The sequence below is a fragment of the Pseudomonas sp. WSY_20 genome, from assembly GCF_043104335.1.
GTDB lineage: Bacteria > Pseudomonadota > Gammaproteobacteria > Pseudomonadales > Pseudomonadaceae > Aquipseudomonas > Aquipseudomonas parafulva_B.
Map to the genome: position 1 here is coordinate 113,404 of NZ_JBICKP010000054.1, position 16,239 is coordinate 129,642.

Annotated in this window: 15 protein-coding genes; 10 read left to right on the plus strand and 5 right to left on the minus strand. The window is 60.7% G+C overall.

The window, feature by feature from the left end; translation table 11 throughout:
* Positions 1 to 66 precede the first annotated feature (66 nt).
* From aspA to ACF8E5_RS13760, 4 genes are all read left to right on the plus strand, one after another.
* Positions 67 to 1,491, plus strand: coding sequence for an aspartate ammonia-lyase (gene aspA / locus ACF8E5_RS13745; RefSeq protein ID WP_058602745.1), 1,425 nt, complete (start codon positions 67 to 69; stop codon positions 1,489 to 1,491).
* A 177-nt stretch (positions 1,492 to 1,668) separates the two neighbouring features.
* Positions 1,669 to 2,661, plus strand: a complete 993-nt coding sequence (locus ACF8E5_RS13750) for an AraC family transcriptional regulator (RefSeq protein ID WP_058638803.1) — start codon at positions 1,669 to 1,671, stop codon at positions 2,659 to 2,661.
* Positions 2,662 to 2,809: 148 nt separating this feature from the next.
* A complete protein-coding gene (locus tag ACF8E5_RS13755) occupies positions 2,810 to 3,853 on the plus strand; it encodes a histone deacetylase family protein (protein WP_058602743.1) in 1,044 nt (347 codons plus the stop codon).
* On the plus strand, positions 3,853 to 4,956 hold the full coding sequence (locus ACF8E5_RS13760) for a polyamine ABC transporter substrate-binding protein (protein WP_392475397.1): 1,104 nt from the start codon (positions 3,853 to 3,855) through the stop codon (positions 4,954 to 4,956). Before ACF8E5_RS13755 ends, ACF8E5_RS13760 begins: the two co-directional genes overlap by 1 nt.
* A gap of 80 nt (positions 4,957 to 5,036) precedes the next feature.
* On the opposite strand, the gene ACF8E5_RS13765 is transcribed toward ACF8E5_RS13760, so the two are convergent.
* The gene (locus tag ACF8E5_RS13765; protein WP_392475398.1) at positions 5,037 to 6,575 is read right to left on the minus strand and encodes a PLP-dependent aminotransferase family protein; all 1,539 of its coding nucleotides are present in this window, start codon (positions 6,573 to 6,575) and stop codon (positions 5,037 to 5,039) included.
* A 90-nt stretch (positions 6,576 to 6,665) separates the two neighbouring features.
* Here ACF8E5_RS13765 and ACF8E5_RS13770 point away from each other — a divergent pair, with 90 nt between their 5' ends.
* The 3 genes from ACF8E5_RS13770 to ACF8E5_RS13780 are packed head-to-tail and all read left to right on the plus strand — an operon-like array spanning position 6,666 to position 8,432.
* The gene (locus tag ACF8E5_RS13770) at positions 6,666 to 7,295 is read left to right on the plus strand and encodes an FMN-binding negative transcriptional regulator (protein ID WP_078479364.1); all 630 of its coding nucleotides are present in this window, start codon (positions 6,666 to 6,668) and stop codon (positions 7,293 to 7,295) included.
* Positions 7,296 to 7,306: 11 nt separating this feature from the next.
* A complete protein-coding gene (locus ACF8E5_RS13775; protein WP_058638792.1) occupies positions 7,307 to 7,753 on the plus strand; it encodes a GNAT family N-acetyltransferase in 447 nt (148 codons plus the stop codon).
* A gap of 7 nt (positions 7,754 to 7,760) precedes the next feature.
* Positions 7,761 to 8,432, plus strand: a complete 672-nt coding sequence (locus ACF8E5_RS13780; RefSeq protein ID WP_392475399.1) for a GNAT family N-acetyltransferase — start codon at positions 7,761 to 7,763, stop codon at positions 8,430 to 8,432.
* Positions 8,433 to 8,613: 181 nt separating this feature from the next.
* Here ACF8E5_RS13780 and oadA read toward each other — a convergent pair whose 3' ends face one another.
* Both oadA and ACF8E5_RS13790 read right to left on the minus strand, forming a co-directional pair.
* Positions 8,614 to 10,422, minus strand: a complete 1,809-nt coding sequence (gene oadA, locus ACF8E5_RS13785) for a sodium-extruding oxaloacetate decarboxylase subunit alpha (protein WP_392475400.1) — start codon at positions 10,420 to 10,422, stop codon at positions 8,614 to 8,616.
* A 98-nt stretch (positions 10,423 to 10,520) separates the two neighbouring features.
* Entirely contained in the window at positions 10,521 to 11,936 is a 1,416-nt protein-coding gene (locus tag ACF8E5_RS13790) for an acetyl-CoA carboxylase biotin carboxylase subunit (protein ID WP_196185258.1), read from the minus strand.
* A 190-nt stretch (positions 11,937 to 12,126) separates the two neighbouring features.
* Here ACF8E5_RS13790 and ACF8E5_RS13795 point away from each other — a divergent pair, with 190 nt between their 5' ends.
* Complete coding sequence (locus ACF8E5_RS13795) at positions 12,127 to 13,089, plus strand: LysR family transcriptional regulator (protein ID WP_058638789.1); 963 nt, start codon at positions 12,127 to 12,129, stop codon at positions 13,087 to 13,089.
* Here the strand turns inward: ACF8E5_RS13795 and ACF8E5_RS13800 are convergent.
* Both ACF8E5_RS13800 and hexR read right to left on the minus strand, forming a co-directional pair.
* Positions 13,031 to 13,249: a PA3496 family putative envelope integrity protein gene (locus ACF8E5_RS13800; RefSeq protein WP_078479366.1), complete on the minus strand. Its 219-nt coding sequence runs from the start codon at positions 13,247 to 13,249 to the stop codon at positions 13,031 to 13,033. The genes ACF8E5_RS13795 and ACF8E5_RS13800 overlap by 59 nt on opposite strands.
* Positions 13,250 to 13,371: 122 nt before the next feature.
* Positions 13,372 to 14,238 (minus strand): transcriptional regulator HexR, encoded by an 867-nt coding sequence (gene hexR, locus ACF8E5_RS13805; protein WP_023532857.1) that lies wholly within the window; start codon positions 14,236 to 14,238, stop codon positions 13,372 to 13,374.
* Positions 14,239 to 14,341: 103 nt separating this feature from the next.
* On the opposite strand from hexR, the gene zwf reads away from it, so the two are divergent.
* Positions 14,342 to 15,784 (plus strand): glucose-6-phosphate dehydrogenase, encoded by a 1,443-nt coding sequence (zwf, locus tag ACF8E5_RS13810; RefSeq protein WP_058638800.1) that lies wholly within the window; start codon positions 14,342 to 14,344, stop codon positions 15,782 to 15,784.
* An 84-nt stretch (positions 15,785 to 15,868) separates the two neighbouring features.
* A complete protein-coding gene (locus tag ACF8E5_RS13815; RefSeq protein ID WP_058638788.1) occupies positions 15,869 to 16,183 on the plus strand; it encodes a hypothetical protein in 315 nt (104 codons plus the stop codon).
* Positions 16,184 to 16,239: the final 56 nt, after the last annotated feature.

Consider the following 16,239-nt stretch of genomic DNA (forward strand, 5'->3'; position numbering starts at 1 on the left):
CACCTTAGGGCCTAGGATTGGCGCCATTCCGGCATGTGCCGGGTCAAACTCGAGATGATATTTATCATGTCCGCTGCTGCATCGTTCCGCGTCGAAAAAGATCTGTTGGGCACCCTTGAAGTTCCTGCCGATGCCTACTACGGCATCCAGACCCTGCGCGCTGCCAACAACTTCCACCTCTCTGGCGTCCCCCTGTCGCACTACCCCAAGCTGGTCGTGGCCTTGGCCATGGTCAAGCAGGCGGCTGCCGATGCCAACCGTGAGCTGGGCCACCTGAGCGATGCAAAGCACGCTGCCATCAGTGCAGCCTGCGCCCGTCTGATCAAGGGCGACTACCACGAGCAGTTCGTGGTCGACATGATTCAAGGGGGTGCCGGTACCTCCACCAATATGAACGCCAACGAAGTCATCGCCAACGTTGCGTTGGAGGCCATGGGTCACCAGAAGGGTGAATACCAGTACCTGCACCCCAACAACGATGTGAACATGGCGCAGTCGACCAACGACGCCTACCCCACCGCTATTCGCCTGGGCTTGCTGCTGGGCCACGACGCCCTGCTGGCCAGCCTCGACAGCCTGATCCAGGCCTTTGCTGCCAAAGGTAAAGAGTTCGACCACGTACTGAAGATGGGTCGTACCCAGCTGCAGGACGCCGTGCCGATGACTCTGGGCCAGGAATTCCGCGCCTTTGCCACCACCATGACCGAAGACCTCAACCGTCTGCGCTCGCTGGCACCTGAGCTGCTCACCGAGATCAACCTGGGTGGCACCGCGATTGGCACCGGCATCAACGCCGACCCGGGCTACCAAGCTCTGGCCGTACAGCGTCTGGCAACCATCAGTGGCCAGCCACTGGTACCGGCTGCCGACCTGATCGAAGCCACCTCCGACATGGGCGCCTTCGTACTGTTCTCCGGCATGCTCAAGCGCACCGCGGTCAAGTTGTCGAAGATCTGCAACGACCTGCGCCTGCTGTCCAGCGGCCCGCGTACCGGCATCAACGAGATCAACCTGCCGGCTCGTCAGCCAGGCAGCTCGATCATGCCAGGCAAGGTAAACCCGGTGATTCCTGAAGCCGTGAACCAAGTGGCCTTCGCCATCATGGGCAACGACCTGGCCCTGACCGTCGCGGCCGAAGGCGGCCAGCTTCAGTTGAACGTGATGGAGCCGTTGATCGCCTACAAGATCTTCGACTCGATTCGCCTGCTGCAACGCGCCATGGACATGCTGCGCGAGCATTGCATCGTCGGCATCACCGCCAACGAACAGCGCTGCCGTGAACTGGTCGAGCATTCGATTGGCCTGGTCACTGCCCTGAACCCTTATATCGGCTACGAAAACGCCACCCGTATCGCTCGCGTTGCCCTGGAAACCGGCCGCGGTGTGCTTGAACTGGTGCGCGAAGAGAAGCTGCTGGACGACGCGATGCTCGACGACATCCTGCGCCCGGAAAACATGATTGCCCCGCGTCTGGTTCCGCTCAAGGCCTGACCAGCACGTTGTAACCGTCTCACCAGGTCGAGGGACTAGACACCTCTCAACCTTTCCTAAGCCCGGGCGCATGCTTCGGGCTTTTTTTTGCCCGCCCGGTGCCGGTTGGCAGGCATTGACGGCACTCGGCATACAACTTGCTCGGTAATGCGTCCCAGACCTACGGGACCACCCAGCATGCTGCACAGCCACCTGACCACCCTCAACGCGGTTTCGCTGATTCTCAACGTCTTCCAGGCTCAAGGCTGCGAAGCCTCGGAACTGCTGGCCGGGAGCGGCATAGGCCCAGCGGACCTTGGCCATGCCGATGCACGCATCACGACCCAGCAGGAACTGCAGGTCTGTGCCAATGCCGTGGCACGTCGGGAGGATATTGGCCTGGAGTTGGGCCAGCGCATGCGCGTGTCTTCCTACGGCATGCTGGGGTACGCCCTGCTGTCCAGTGCCACTTTGGGTGACGCCCTGAGCCTGGCCTTGGAGTATCCGGCACTGCTGGGAACAGTTTTTACCTTGCGTCTGGTCGACGACGGCCACAGTGTCTGGCTCAGCGCCAGCGATTATCGGGACAGCCCTGCGCTCAGCGCTTTCAACGCCGAATTCTGCATGGTGTCGTTGAAGGTCATCTGCGACGACTTGCTAGGCCTCGATCTGCCGCTGCTCGGGGCTCGCTTCGAGCACCTGCGCCCGGATTACCACGCGTGCTACAGGCGCATGTTCCAGTGCCCGACCACCTTCGCCTCCCATGACAATGCCTTTGCCTTCGAGCGGCACTGGCTAGACGCGCCACTTCCCCTGGCCGACCCGATCACCCACAAGGCCATGAAAGAGCGATGCCGACGCCTGAACCTCGAGTTCACCGGCCGGCAGGCATGGCTGGGGCGCGTCCGCCAACTGCTTGTCAATCAACTGGAAGCGGCGCCGGGCCTGGAGGGCCTGGCACGGCAGATGAACTGCTCGTCCCGTACGCTTCGCCGTCATTTGCAGGCGCTGGGCAGCAGCTATCAGCAATTGCTCGATGAGTTGAAGTTCGAACGGGCCAAGGAACTGCTCGCCGACGGGCACATGCCGATCCACCGCATTGCCGAAACCCTTGGGTACAGCGAGACGGCCAGTTTCCGTCATGCCTTTGTGCGCTGGAGTGGCGTGGCGCCGACTCGGTTTCGTGGCTGACCCTGCTGCTAGGCCCAGGGAAACTGCCGCGAAGATGAAAGTGTTCGACGTTGGCCATATCTATCCTCTTTTGGCCGATTCGGACGTTCTCGCTAAGCGGCCCCGTTCGTGACAATGGATGCACGCCAGTACCCACCGGAGAACAACAATGCTGACGATCTATTCCGATGATCACCGTCTGCACCATGGCCGCTGCGAGCTGATCGACGGCAAGCTCATGCCTTGCTTCGAAATGCCCTCGCGTGCCGATCACGTCCTGGCCCAGGTACGCAAACGCGAGCTGGGTGAGGTCAGAGGCCCTGACGATTTTGGCCGTGCGCCGTTACTGCGCGTACACAGTGCCGACTACCTCGACTTCTTCGAAGGCGCCTGGGCGCGCTGGGCAGCCATGGGCCAGGAGGGCGATCTGCTTCCCTATACCTGGCCTGCTCGCACGTTGCGGGCGGTCAAGCCCACCGGGTTGCACGGTGAGCTGGGTTACTACAGTTTCGATGCAGGGGCGCCCATCACGGCAGGCACCTGGCAGGCCGCCTACAGCGCAGCCCAGGTCGCGCTCACGGCGCAAGCGGCCATCGAGCAGGGTGCCCACGCCGCGTTCGCATTGTGTCGTCCACCGGGGCACCACGCGGCAGGCGACGTCATGGGGGGCTACTGCTACCTGAACAATGCAGCCATCGCTGCCCAGGCCTTCCTCGACCAAGGGCGAGCAAAGGTGGCCATCCTCGACGTGGACTACCACCACGGCAATGGTACCCAGGACATTTTCTATAGCCGCGCCGATGTTTTCTTCGCCTCCATTCACGGTGATCCTCAGGATGAGTTTCCCTTCTTCCTGGGCTATGCCGACGAAACCGGAGCCGGTGCCGGCGAGGGCTGCAACGTGAATTATCCGCTACCGGCAGGCAGTGACTGGTCGACCTGGCGGGCAGCTCTGGAAGACGCTTGCGAGCGCATCGCCGCGTATGAGCCGGAGGTCGTGGTGGTATCGCTGGGGGTGGACACGTTCAAGGACGATCCGATCTCCCAGTTCAAGCTCGACAGCCCTGATTACCTGGAGATGGGCAAGCGCATCGCGCAGCTCGGCAAGCCCACCCTGTTCGTGATGGAAGGTGGCTATGCCGTGGAAGAAATCGGCATCAACGCCGTCAACGTGCTCGAAGGCTTCCAGCGCGCACAACCCGGAGCTCGATAATGGCCACCCTCAAACAGCTACTCGCCCCTCTCGTTGCTGCGGTACTGTGCACAAGCACCCTGCCCGCCCAGGCCGAACAGCGCACGCTGCGCGTGTACAACTGGTTCGATTACATTACCCCGCAGACGCTGACTGACTTCCAGAAGGACAGCGGTGTGAAGCTGGTGTATGACATCTTCGATACCAATGAAGCGCTGGAAGCCAAGTTGCTGACCGGCAACTCTGGTTACGATGTGGTGGTGCCATCCAACGTGTTTCTGGCCAAGCAGATCGAGGCCGGCGTGTTCCAGCCGCTCGATCGCAGCAAGCTGCCGAACTGGCAACACCTGGACCCGGCCCTGATGAAGCTGATCGAGGCCAACGACCCCGGCAACCGCTTCGCCGTGCCGTACATGTACGGCACCATATTGATCGGCTTCAACCCGGCCAAGGTCAAGGCTGCGCTCGGCGACAATGCGCCGGTGGACAGCTGGGACCTGATCTTCAAGGAAGAGAACATTGCCAAGCTCAAGCAATGTGGCGTCGCCCTGCTCGACTCGCCGTCGGAGATTCTGCCGCTGGCCCTGCAGCACCTGGGCTTGCCACCCAATAGTGACAAACCGGCCGACTACAAGAAGGCCGAGGCGCTGATGCTGAAGATTCGCCCGTATATCACCTACTTCCACTCGTCGAAGTATATGGCAGACATCGCCAATGGCGATATCTGCGTCGCCGTGGGCTACAGCGGCAGCTTCTCGCAGGCTGCCAACCGTGCCCGCGAGGCCAACAACGGTGTCGTGGTGGACATGCGCCTGCCCAAGGAAGGCGCACCGATCTGGTTCGACATGCTGGCGATACCGAAAAACGCGGCCAACCCGGAAGACGCCTATAAGTTCATCAATTACCTCCTGCGGCCGGAGGTGATTGCGCCGATCAGCGACTTTGTCGGGTACCCCAACCCGAACAAGGATGCGACCGACAAGGTGAACCCAGCGATTCGCAACAACCCCAACCTGTACCCGACGGCAGAGGCAATGACCAAGCTGTACACCCTCAAGCCATTGGCGCGAGATGCGGAGCGTGCGCGGACCCGCGCATGGACCAGAATCAAGTCCGGGACCTGAGTCGCCTGCTTCGCGGGTAAACCCGCTCCCACAGGTACAGCGCTGACCTTAAGTGCTGTGCAGATCCTGTTGGAGCGGGTTTAACCGCGAAGTGGCCGCCAAGCCTTGCGCAGTTTCATCAAGGCATCGGCAATTTCCCCTTCCGGCACCGCTGCAAACCCCAGCACCAGCCCTGCCCGCTTATCCACAGGCACCTCGCTGTCCGCCAACCAGAAACTGCTCAGCGCCGTCACCTCTACGCCCACCGCTTCAGCCTTGGCTACCAGTTCCTGCTCACGCGCAAAGTTATCCACATCTACCTTCACATGCAGCCCGGCCGCCACTGCCGGCATGGCACCCAACCCGGGAATATCCATAGGCCAGCCGGCCTTGAGCACATTGCGCCGGCTCAACGCCGCCTTGCGCATGCGCCGGATATGCCGCTGAAAGTGCCCACGGGCCATGAACTCGGCCATCACGCATTGGCTGCTGACCTCAGAATGCCGCACCGCCAACGCCTTGCCCTGGCTGAACGCTTGGGCCAGCGGCGGCGGTAGCACCAGGTAACCCAGGCGCAGCGCCGGGAAGGCGATTTTGCCGAAGGTGCCGACATACAGCACCCGCCCGTGAAGGTCGAGCGCTGCAAGCGGGGCCAAGGGCGCGCCACGGTATCGGTACTCACCGTCATAGTCGTCCTCGATAATCCAGGCGTCGTTACGCTCGGCCCAGGCCAGCAGTGACAGGCGACGCGCCAGGCTCATGGTCACCCCGGTCGGGTACTGATGAGCAGGCGTCACGTAGGCCAGCCGGCAATCCTCCAATTGCGCTAGCCGAGTGCAATCCATCCCCTCTTCATCCACCGGTACACCATGCACCCGGCCACCCGCCAGTGCGAAGGCATGACCGGCTGCCCGATAGCCCGGGTTTTCCACAGCCACACCGTCGCCTGGCTGCAACAGCAACTGTGCACAAAGGCTGATGGCCTGTTGTGCACCACTGGTGATCACAATTTGTTCAGCCATGCAACTCAGCCCACGCGAGCGTCGCAAGTAGGCAGCGATGAGTTCGCGCAGCATCGGCTCGCCCGCCGGATCGCCATAACCCAGTTGAGCGGGGCTCGGATGACGCCAGAAACCCGCCTGCAGCTTGGCCCAGACGTCAAACGGGAACAGGTCGAATGCGGGAATACCGACGCGAAAAGCACGGGGCTGACCGCTTCTTGGCGGCGGCAAGTAGTTGGTTTTCAGTCGCTGCAAAGCGTCACTGAAACGCCGGTTGCTGGATAAATCCTCAGTATCATTTACAGGAAATGTGGATAAGTCTGTTGATAACCCATGGGATAACCCTGTGGATACTTGTGTGGATAGTTTTGGTAGCCGACTCACGTAAGTGCCATCACCCACCCGGCTTTCGATGTAGCCCTCGGCGTACAACTGGTCATAGGCCCGCACCACGCTGTTGCGTGATAACCCCAGCATGGTGGCCAACTCACGGGTGGCCGGCAACCGGGTTCCGCTGCTCAGGCGCCCATCCAGCACCCGCGCTCGCAGCGCCTGGTACAGCTGCTGGCTAAGCCCGCGGCGGTGATCCAAGGCAATTCCGGAAGGGTCGAAAGGCAAAACGAGGGGGCTATCGCTCATGGTATTGGACCTATCAAAACAGGCAGTAATGGCTCTTACCCAGAACCAATAGCCTGCTTAGGATGGCACCATTGCACAAGGAAACCGAGCATGTACAACAGCAAACCTCACCAGGAAGACGACCTCGGCCGCCTGCATCAGCATATGCTCGATACCCGCCTGGCCGTGCTGGTCAGCCAAGGAGAACAAGGCTTGTTGGCCACACACCTGCCGGTGCTGGTCGATACCGGCGAAGGCAAGCTAGGGACCGTCTATGCGCACCTGGCACGGGCCAACCGCCAATGGGAGGACCTGGCACAAGGTGGCGAAGCCCTGCTGGTCTTCCCCGGCGCCGATGCCTATGTCAGCCCCGGGTACTACCCAAGCAAAGCCGATAACCCCAAGGTCGTGCCGACCTGGAACTACCTGGCAGTACACGCTTATGGTCCGGCCGAGATAATCCAAGACCCAGCAGCGTTGCTGACTATCGTCAGCCGCCTGACCGAGCGCCACGAACAAGGCCGCAACGAGCCATGGAGCGTCACCGACGCCCCGGCTGACTACCTCGACGGCATGCTCCGCGCCATCGTCGGTATCCGCCTGCCCATCGCCCGCCTGCAAGGTGCGCGCAAGCTCAGCCAGAACCGCTCCAAACAAGACATCGCCGGCGTGCGCGAAGGCCTGACCGCCAGCCCCGATCAACTGGATAACCAACTCGCAGCGCACATGCGCCAGCTTTGAAGGAATAGCCCATGCCCAGCGTTACCCTGCGTCCTGTCACCGCTCAAGATCACGCCGCCTGGCACGCCCTGTGGCAAGCCTACCTGCACTTCTACGAAACCGAGTTGGCAGATGACGTCAGCCTGAGCACCTGGCAGCGCCTGCTCGACCCGAGTGAGCCGACCCATTCGGCACTGGCCTGGGTGGATGGCAAGGCGGTGGGGATGGTCAACTTCATCTACCATCGTTCCAACTGGAGCATCGAGAACTCCTGCTACCTACAGGACCTGTACGTCGACAGCGCGCAGCGTGGTCTGGGCGTTGGTCGCCAGCTGATCGAGCACGTCTACACCACAGCCAAGGGCGATAACTGCATTAAGGTGCACTGGCTGACCCACGAAACCAACGCCACCGCCGTCAGCCTGTATCAGCAGGTTGCCGAGCGCTCGGGCTTTATCCAATTTCGCAAAGGCTTGTAGGCTGAACATGACAGACGCATTGAACTGGAAACCCGCCGCAACGCCCCAGGCCGAGCCCATCGAGGGCCGCTTCATCCGCCTGGAAAAGCTCCACCCTGCGCGCCATGGCGACGACCTCTGGGAAGTGCTGCAGGGCCCAACCGCCGACCCGGTGCTATGGGACTACCTGCCTTATGGCCCGTTCACCGAGCGTGCCGCCTTCGACCGCTGGCTGGACGGCAACGCCGCAGGCCGCGACCCGCTGTTCTACACCGTCATCGACCGCACCACCGGCCAGGCTCAGGGCATTCTCAGCCTGATGTCGATTGTGCCCGACCACGGCCGCATCGAAATCGGCCACATCGCCTTCGGCGCCGCCATGCAGCGCACCCCCAAGGGCACCGAGGCGGTGTACCTGCTAGGTAAGCTGAGCTTCGAACTGGGCAACCGCCGGCTGGAGTGGAAGTGCAACAACGCCAACGCTCGCTCCAAGCGTGCGGCAGAGCGGTTTGGTTTCACCTACGAAGGGGTGTTCCGCAAGCACTTGGTGGTGAAGGACCACAACCGCGATACGGCCTGGTATTCGATTACCGATGATGAGTGGCCGCAGGTGGCTACCGGGTTTGAGCGGTGGTTGAGTGATGAGAATCAACAGCCAGAGGGCCAAGTAGAAACCCTCGAGGCTTGCCGCAAAGACTGATTTTTGCGCTGGCTTCACCGGCCCTATCGCCGGCAAGCCAGCTTCCACAGGATTAACTCGAGGTCGGAACCTGCGGCGATCCTATGGGAGCGGGTTACCCGCGAAGAGGCCGGTGAATCCAGCAAAGAAAAAGGGGAGCATCCGCTCCCCCGAGGTAAACCGCTTATAGATTAGGGTCTACTCAGCCCTCGATCTCGATCAGGATCTCACCCGGCGTGACACGGTCGCCCTTGGCCACGTGGATTGCCACGACCTTGCCGGCTATGGCCGCCTGCACTTCTGTCTCCATCTTCATGGCTTCGGTGATCAGCACGGCCTGGCCGGCCTTGACCATGTCACCCTCCTTGACCAGCACATCGACAATGTTGCCGGGCATGTTGGTACTCACGTGACCCGGCTCGCTAGCCTGCTTGCGCTTGCTGCCGCCGCCGCCAACGAACTCGTTAAGGGGTTCGAACACCACTTCTTCCGGCATGCCGTCGATCGACAGGTAGAAGTGGCGCTTGCCTTCGGCTTTCACACCAACGCCAGTGATGTCGACGCGGTAGGTTTCACCGTGCACGTCGATGACGAACTCGGTCGGGACGCCTTCACCGCCTGGCGCAGAAACGGCGCCAGCCTCCGGAATTGGCAACAACGCTTCCGGGGTAAGGGTGCCGGCTTCGCGTTCTTCGAGGAACTTGCGACCAATGTCCGGGAACATGGCAAAGGTCAGCACGTCCTCTTCGCAACGGGCCAAGGCACCGATGTCGGCACGCAGCTTGGTCATCTCTGGCTTGAGCAGGTCGGCCGGGCGCACGTCGATCACGTCTTCGCTGCCGATCGCCTGGCGGCGCAGCTGCTCGTTGACCACGCCAGGGGCTTTACCGTAACCGCCTTGCAGGTACAGCTTCACTTCGTTGGTGATGGTCTTGTAGCGCTCGCCAGCCAGCACGTTGAAGAACGCCTGGGTGCCAACGATTTGCGAGGTCGGCGTCACCAGCGGCGGGAAGCCGAGGTCTTCACGCACACGCGGGATCTCTGCCAGCACTTCGTTCATGCGGTTGAGCGCGCCCTGCTCTTTCAGCTGGTTGGCCAAGTTGGAAATCATGCCACCCGGCACCTGGTTGACCTGCACGCGGGTATCCACGGCGGTGAACTCGCTTTCGAACTGGTGGTACTTCTTGCGCACGGCGTAGAAGTACAAGCCGATTTCCTGCAGCAGTTCCAGGTCCAGGCCGGTGTCGAACTCGCTACCCTTGAGCGCAGCAACCATCGACTCGGTACCCGGGTGGCTGGTGCCCCAGGCGAAGCTGGAGATGGCGGTATCGATGTGGTCGGCGCCGTTTTCCACAGCCTTGAGCTGACACATGGCGGCCAGGCCGGCGGTGTCGTGGGAGTGGATAAACACCGGCAGCGACTGCTCGGCTTTCAGCGCCTTGACCAACTCGCCCGTGGCAAACGGGGTCAACAGGCCGGCCATGTCCTTGATGGCGATCGAGTCGCAACCCATGGCCTCCATTTGCTTGGCCTGGTTCACGAACGCCTCGATGGTGTGCACCGGGCTGGTGGTGTAGGCGATGGTCCCCTGGGCGTGCTTGCCCGAGGCTTTGACCGCCTCGATGGCCACACGCAGGTTACGCACATCGTTCATGGCGTCGAAGATGCGGAATACGTCGATGCCATTGACGGCGGCCTTGGCGACGAATGCCCTGACCACATCGTCGCTGTAGTGACGGTAACCCAGCAGGTTCTGGCCGCGCAGCAGCATTTGCAGGCGCGTGTTGGGCAGTGCGGCACGCAGTTTGCGCAGGCGCTCCCATGGGTCTTCCTTCAGAAAGCGCACGCAGGCATCGAAGGTGGCGCCCCCCCAGACTTCCAGCGACCAATAACCGACCTTGTCGAGTTTCTCGCAGATCGGCAGCATGTCTTCGGTGCGCATACGGGTGGCCAGCAGGGACTGGTGGGCGTCGCGCAGGATCGTATCGGTTACGTGAATCTTCTTGGACATTGTTATCTCCTCGTCGCGGCAAGCTTCACGCCTCAGCCGGCCTGCACAGACGCGTTGGCGCTGGCTGGCAATCTGGGTTTGGCAGCTTGCTGCTGTATTCAAATGCCTGCGTGGGCGGCGATGGCGGCAGCGATGGCCAGGGCCAGCTCTTCGGGTTTGCGCTTGATCGAATAGTTGGTCAGTTCCGGGTGGGTCTCAACGAAGCTGGTATTGAACTGACCGCTACGGAATTCCGGATTACGCAGGATTTCCTGGTAATACGCCGCAGTGGTCTTGACCCCTTGTACACGCATGTCATCCAAGGCCCGCAGGCCGCGATCCATGGCCTCTTCCCACGTCAATGCCCACACCACCAGCTTCAGGCACATCGAGTCGTAGAACGGTGGAATGGTGTAGCCGGTGTAAATGGCGGTATCGGTACGCACACCGGGGCCACCTGGCGCGTAATAACGAGTGATCTTGCCAAAGCTGGGCAGGAAGTTGTTCTTCGGGTCTTCGGCATTGATGCGAAACTGCAGGGCGTAACCACGGTGCTGGATATCTTCCTGCTTCACCGACAGGGGCAGGCCCGATGCGATGCGGATCTGCTCACGCACGATATCGATACCGGTAATTTCCTCGGTGATGGTGTGCTCGACCTGCACGCGTGTGTTCATTTCCATGAAATACACTTCGCCATCGGCCAGCAGAAACTCAACGGTACCGGCGTTCTCGTAGCCCACCGCCTTGGCTGCACGTACTGCCAAGTCGCCGATGTACGCGCGTTGCTCTGGGGTAAGTTGCGGGCTCGGTGCAATTTCGATGAGCTTCTGGTTACGGCGTTGGATGGAGCAGTCGCGCTCAAACAAGTGCACGACATTGCCGAAGCTGTCGCCGAGAATCTGCGCCTCGATGTGCTTAGGGTTGACGATGCACTTTTCCAGGAACACTTCTGCCGAACCGAATGCCTTGGTGGCCTCGGAAATCACGCGCGGGAAGTTCTGCTCCAACTCTTCGCGACTGTTGCAGCGGCGAATACCACGGCCGCCACCACCCGACGTCGCCTTGAGCATTACTGGGTAACCAATACGATCACCTTCACTGAGCGCCTCGTGAATGTCGGCGACGTTGCCCTCTGTGCCTGGGGTGACCGGAACGCCCGCGGCGATCATGGTGCGGCGCGCTTCGGTCTTGTCGCCCATGCGGCGAATGACGTCGGCAGCAGGCCCGATGAACTTGACCCCGCGCTCGGCGCAGATCTCGGCCAACTCCGCATTTTCCGAGAGAAAGCCATAGCCAGGGTGCAAGGCATCGCAGCCCGTTTCCACTGCCAGGTTCACCAACTTGCGAGGATTCAAATACCCGGCCAGTGGCTCTGCGCCAATGCTGTAGGCTTCGTCTGCACGCTTCACATGCAGCGCATGCCGGTCGGCGTCGGAAAAGATCGCTACCGAGCGGATGCCCATTTCGGCGCAAGCGCGCACGATCCGAACTGCAATTTCACCTCGGTTGGCGATCAGGATTTTTTTTATCACTGGATTCTTCCCAAAGCCGTATGAACAGTCGACACGGTTCTACCGGTCGGCGCGTGGCCTGTTGTTGTTTGGCCAGTCGCAGATTCACCCTAGCGCTGTAGGTCGATAAACAAAAATCAATATTTGTTAGGGGCAGTATTAGCAAAAGCTTATAGTGAAGTTACAAGGTATTGCCGACGAGTCGAACAAAATGCGTAAGTCGTTGATGCGTATGACATTGCGTCAATTGCAGGTCTTCAATGAGGTGTGTGATCTTCGCTCATATAGCCGCGCGGCCGAAGAGATGGCGCTCACGCAACCCGCCGTTAGTCTACAGATCCGTCAACTCGAAGAGCTGATTGGCCAGCCGTTGTTCGAATACGTGGGCAAGAAGTTGTACCTCACGGAAGCCGCCGAAGCGCTGCAACGTGCCAGTCACGACATCTTCGGGCGGCTGGAGAGCCTGGATATGCAGTTGTCGGACATGCAAGGGTCATTGCAAGGGCAGTTGAAGCTGGCGATCGAGTCCAGCGCCAAATATTTCGTGCCGCATCTGTTCGCGGCATTCAAGCGGCGGCACCCGGAAGTCAACCTGACCTTGACCGTAGTCAACCGGGCACAGGCCATCAGGCGGCTGTCCGATAACCGTGATGACCTGATCATCATGTCCATGGTGCCGCAGGACATGGGGCTGGACTTCCTGCCGTTCCTGAACAACCCGATCATTGCCGTCGCACCGCCTGAGCATGCCCTGTGTAGGCTGCCGCGGCTGCGCCTGCAAGACCTCGAGCCCCATACGCTGCTGATACGCGAACAAGGCTCAGGCACCCGCAAGGCTTGCGAGGAGTATTTCAAGGAAAAGCGCGTGCATTTCACCCAAACCCTCGAAGTGGCTTCGGCCGATGCCCAGCGTGAATGCGTGATAGCCGGGTTGGGTATCGCATTGTTGACCCGCCATGCCGTGAACATGGAGCTGGCCACGGGAAACCTGGTAGAACTGCCTGTCGAGGAGTTGCCGCTGTACCGCAGCTGGTGCGTGGTTCAATCCAAGGCCAAGCGACAATCGCCGGTCGCACTCGCCTTTCAGGCCTTCATACGCAGCGAGCGGTCATTGATCAGCGCATTGGTCGAGCGTTTTTCGGGTCAGTCGTCGCTGCTGCCTGCCAGGCAGTGAGCCCTTCGAAGTCAGGATAATCAGCGACATCACGCAAGAGTTGCCGTTGGTCACAGTAACTTTCGATAGCGCGGCGGTACTCCATGCGTCGCTGGTCCTTTTCCTGCTGTTTGCGAGCCTTGGCGTTGGGTTGGTAGATGCCGTCGTGGTCACGAGCCATTGCCTGATTCCCGGGAAGGATGCGGAAGGCTCAGAATGACCCGATGGTTTTACCGTTTGAAGGCGCGATGATGACAGCGTCGTGAACGATGATGGCGCCGTCCCGTGGAACCGAAGCAGGCTTCAGTCGTCATGGGCTTTGATCGACTTGGGCGACAGTCGCAGGCTACGCAGGCTGCGCTTGACGCTCTTGAGGTGATTGACCAAGCTTGGACCGCGCGCCATGGCAACGCCCATGGCCAGCACGTCGATGACCACCAGGTGAGCAATGCGCGAGGTCAGAGGCGTATAGATCTCGGTGTCTTCATGAACGTCGATGGCCAGGTTGACCGTGGACAGCTCGGCCAGCGGGGTCTGGCTGGGGCACAACGTGATCAGGTTGGCGCCGCTTTCACGGACCAGGTTGGCCGTGATCAGCAAGTCCTTCGAGCGGCCTGATTGCGAAATGCACACCGCTACGTCGCCAGGCTTGAGCGTCACGGCGGACATCGCCTGCATGTGCGGGTCAGAGTACGCCGCCGCGCTGAGCAGCAAACGGAAGAACTTGTGCTGGGCATCGGCTGCCACGGCCCCGGACGCGCCGAAACCATAGAACTCCACACGCTGCGCCTGCGCCATGGCGCTGACGGCCTGCTGAAGCGCCTGTGGGTCAAGGTGCTCGCGCACCTCCATCAAGGTATGCAGGGTCGTGTCGAAGATCTTGAGGCTGTAATCGGCGACGGAGTCGTCTTCATGAATAGCAAACTGACCAAAACTAGCCCCGGCGGCCAGGCTCTGCGCCAGTTTCAACTTCAGGTCTTGAAACCCCGAGCACCCGATAGCCCTGCAGAAACGAACGATGGTCGGTTCACTGATACCGACGCTATGTGCCAGGTCAGCCATCGAACTGTGCATGACGGCGGCCGGGTCCAGCAGCACGTGATCGGCCACTTTCAGTTCCGATTTGCGCAGCAGGTGGCGCGATTGGGCGATATGTTGCAACAGATTCACGGGCTGGACTCGGTTATGATCGGCTGGCCGGGTTGTAGCTTTCTTGTAGTTATACTACATGGACGGCAACCCGCCCAGTTAAACGAACGTGGAGCGTGGTGGTTTGACTATTCCTTGCGACATTCTGGTCTTTGGCGGCACGGGCGACCTGGCCCTGCACAAGTTGCTGCCCGCGCTCTACCACTTGTTTCGTGACAATCGCCTCGACCCTGCCGTGCGGGTAATCGCCCTGGCTCGGCGCCCTCTGCCGCGCAGTGACTACCTCAAGCTTGCAGAGCGGCATTGCCGGGCACAGATCGCTCTTCGCGACTTTGACGAAGACATCTGGCGACGCTTTTGTGCCCGGGTCGACTACTTCGCGATGGATGCGACCCAGAGTGCTGATTTCGTTCGGCTGGCACGCTACCTGGGCGAGCCCGGGGGCTTGATGCGCGTGTTCTATCTCGCCACCGCGCCTTCGCTGTTCGCGCCCATTGCCAGCCATTTGCATACCGCAGGGCTGGCCGACAGCGAAGCGCGTATTGTGCTCGAGAAACCGATCGGGCACTCCTTGTTGTCGGCCACTGCCATCAATGAAGCGATCGGAGCGGTGTTCGAAGAGCGGCAGGTGTTCCGTATCGATCACTACTTGGGCAAGGAAGCCGTCCAGAACCTTATGGCCTTGCGCTTTGCCAACGCACTCCTTGAGCCGGTGTGGCGCAATGGGCAGGTCGATCACGTGCAGATCAGTGTCGGTGAGACCTTGGGCGTGGAGAACCGTGGTGGCTACTACGACCGAGCAGGGGCCATGCGCGACATGCTGCAGAACCATCTGCTCCAGCTGCTCTGCCTGGTGGCCATGGAGCCGCCTGCGCAGTTCGAAGCCGAGGCCGTGCGTGATGAGAAAGTGCGAATTCTCCGAGCGCTTCAGCCGATTACCGGACAAGACGTCCAGGAGAAAACTGTTCGTGGCCAGTACGGGGCCGGATATATCGGCGGTCAGGAGGTAGGCGCGTATTACTTTGAAAAGGACGTCAATAACGACAGTGATACCGAAACCTTCGTCGCCATCGAAGTGCACATCGACAACTGGCGCTGGGCTGGCGTGCCCTTCTACTTGCGCACGGGCAAGCGCATGGCCCGGCGCTCCTCGCAGATCGTCATCCAGTTCAAACCTGTACCGCATGCGCTGTTCGAGGGTGGCCAGGTCAACCAGCTGTTGATTCAGTTACAGCCAGACGAGCGCATCAGCCTGCGCATGATGACCAAGATCCCCGGCAAGGGCATGCGCCTGGAGCCGGTCGACCTGGACCTGAACCTGGCCCAGGTCTTCAGCAAGACACGTCGCTGGGAAGCCTACGAACGTTTGTTGCTGGACGTGCTGGAAGGCGACTCGACCCTGTTCATGCGACGCGATGAGGTCGAAGCCGCCTGGGCGTGGGTGGATCCCATCATCAAGGGCTGGGAAGCGCATTTCCAGACTCCGCGCTCGTACCCTGCCGGGAGCAATGGTCCTGAGCAGGCCAACAGCCTGCTCGCCCGCCATGGCAGAAACTGGCACGGGTGAAGCGTTGCCCAATCGTAGCCCAGCTTTGATACGGAGACAGTAGCGATGCGCATATGCGCTACTTTCACCATCAAGGAGGCTCCCATGAGCACACTCAAAGACTTCGTTGCTTACAACCAGACCGCAGGCGGTCAGAAATCCTTCCGGGTTCACGGTGTCGTCACCGTGCCAAGTCCGGCGTTCGAGCCGGTACTAGTCGAGCCGGCAATTCGCCACCGGGGCGGCTGGGAGGTTCTGCAACTCAAGCTGGTGGACACTGGGGTCATCGCCAATGCTGTATTGACCGAGAAGACTGTCGAATACCTGCGTGAAGGGCCGTGTGTTTTCAAGATGCTGGAGATCATCCATGCAGATGGCAGCCTGCGCATCGCAATCGAAGACCTCCAGGCGCTCGACTGATGTAGCCAGCCAGTGCGCCAAAGATGGCGCCCTGGTGTGACCCAGGCGCCCTTGTC

What these genes read in the sequence shown, in the direction of transcription:
- ACF8E5_RS13815 (WP_058638788.1), top strand. Translation starts at nt 15,869, where the DNA reads ATGAGCACACTCAAAGACTTCGTTGCTTACAACCAGACCGCAGGCGGT.
- ACF8E5_RS13760 (WP_392475397.1), top strand. Translation starts at nt 3,853, where the DNA reads ATGGCCACCCTCAAACAGCTACTCGCCCCTCTCGTTGCTGCGGTACTG.
- ACF8E5_RS13770 (WP_078479364.1), top strand. Translation starts at nt 6,666, where the DNA reads ATGTACAACAGCAAACCTCACCAGGAAGACGACCTCGGCCGCCTGCAT.
- aspA (WP_058602745.1), top strand. Translation starts at nt 67, where the DNA reads ATGTCCGCTGCTGCATCGTTCCGCGTCGAAAAAGATCTGTTGGGCACC.
- oadA (WP_392475400.1), bottom strand. Translation starts at nt 10,422, where the DNA reads ATGTCCAAGAAGATTCACGTAACCGATACGATCCTGCGCGACGCCCAC.
- ACF8E5_RS13800 (WP_078479366.1), bottom strand. Translation starts at nt 13,249, where the DNA reads ATGGCTCGTGACCACGACGGCATCTACCAACCCAACGCCAAGGCTCGC.
- ACF8E5_RS13765 (WP_392475398.1), bottom strand. Translation starts at nt 6,575, where the DNA reads ATGAGCGATAGCCCCCTCGTTTTGCCTTTCGACCCTTCCGGAATTGCC.
- ACF8E5_RS13795 (WP_058638789.1), top strand. Translation starts at nt 12,127, where the DNA reads ATGCGTAAGTCGTTGATGCGTATGACATTGCGTCAATTGCAGGTCTTC.
- ACF8E5_RS13750 (WP_058638803.1), top strand. Translation starts at nt 1,669, where the DNA reads ATGCTGCACAGCCACCTGACCACCCTCAACGCGGTTTCGCTGATTCTC.
- ACF8E5_RS13780 (WP_392475399.1), top strand. Translation starts at nt 7,761, where the DNA reads ATGACAGACGCATTGAACTGGAAACCCGCCGCAACGCCCCAGGCCGAG.
- ACF8E5_RS13755 (WP_058602743.1), top strand. Translation starts at nt 2,810, where the DNA reads ATGCTGACGATCTATTCCGATGATCACCGTCTGCACCATGGCCGCTGC.
- ACF8E5_RS13775 (WP_058638792.1), top strand. Translation starts at nt 7,307, where the DNA reads ATGCCCAGCGTTACCCTGCGTCCTGTCACCGCTCAAGATCACGCCGCC.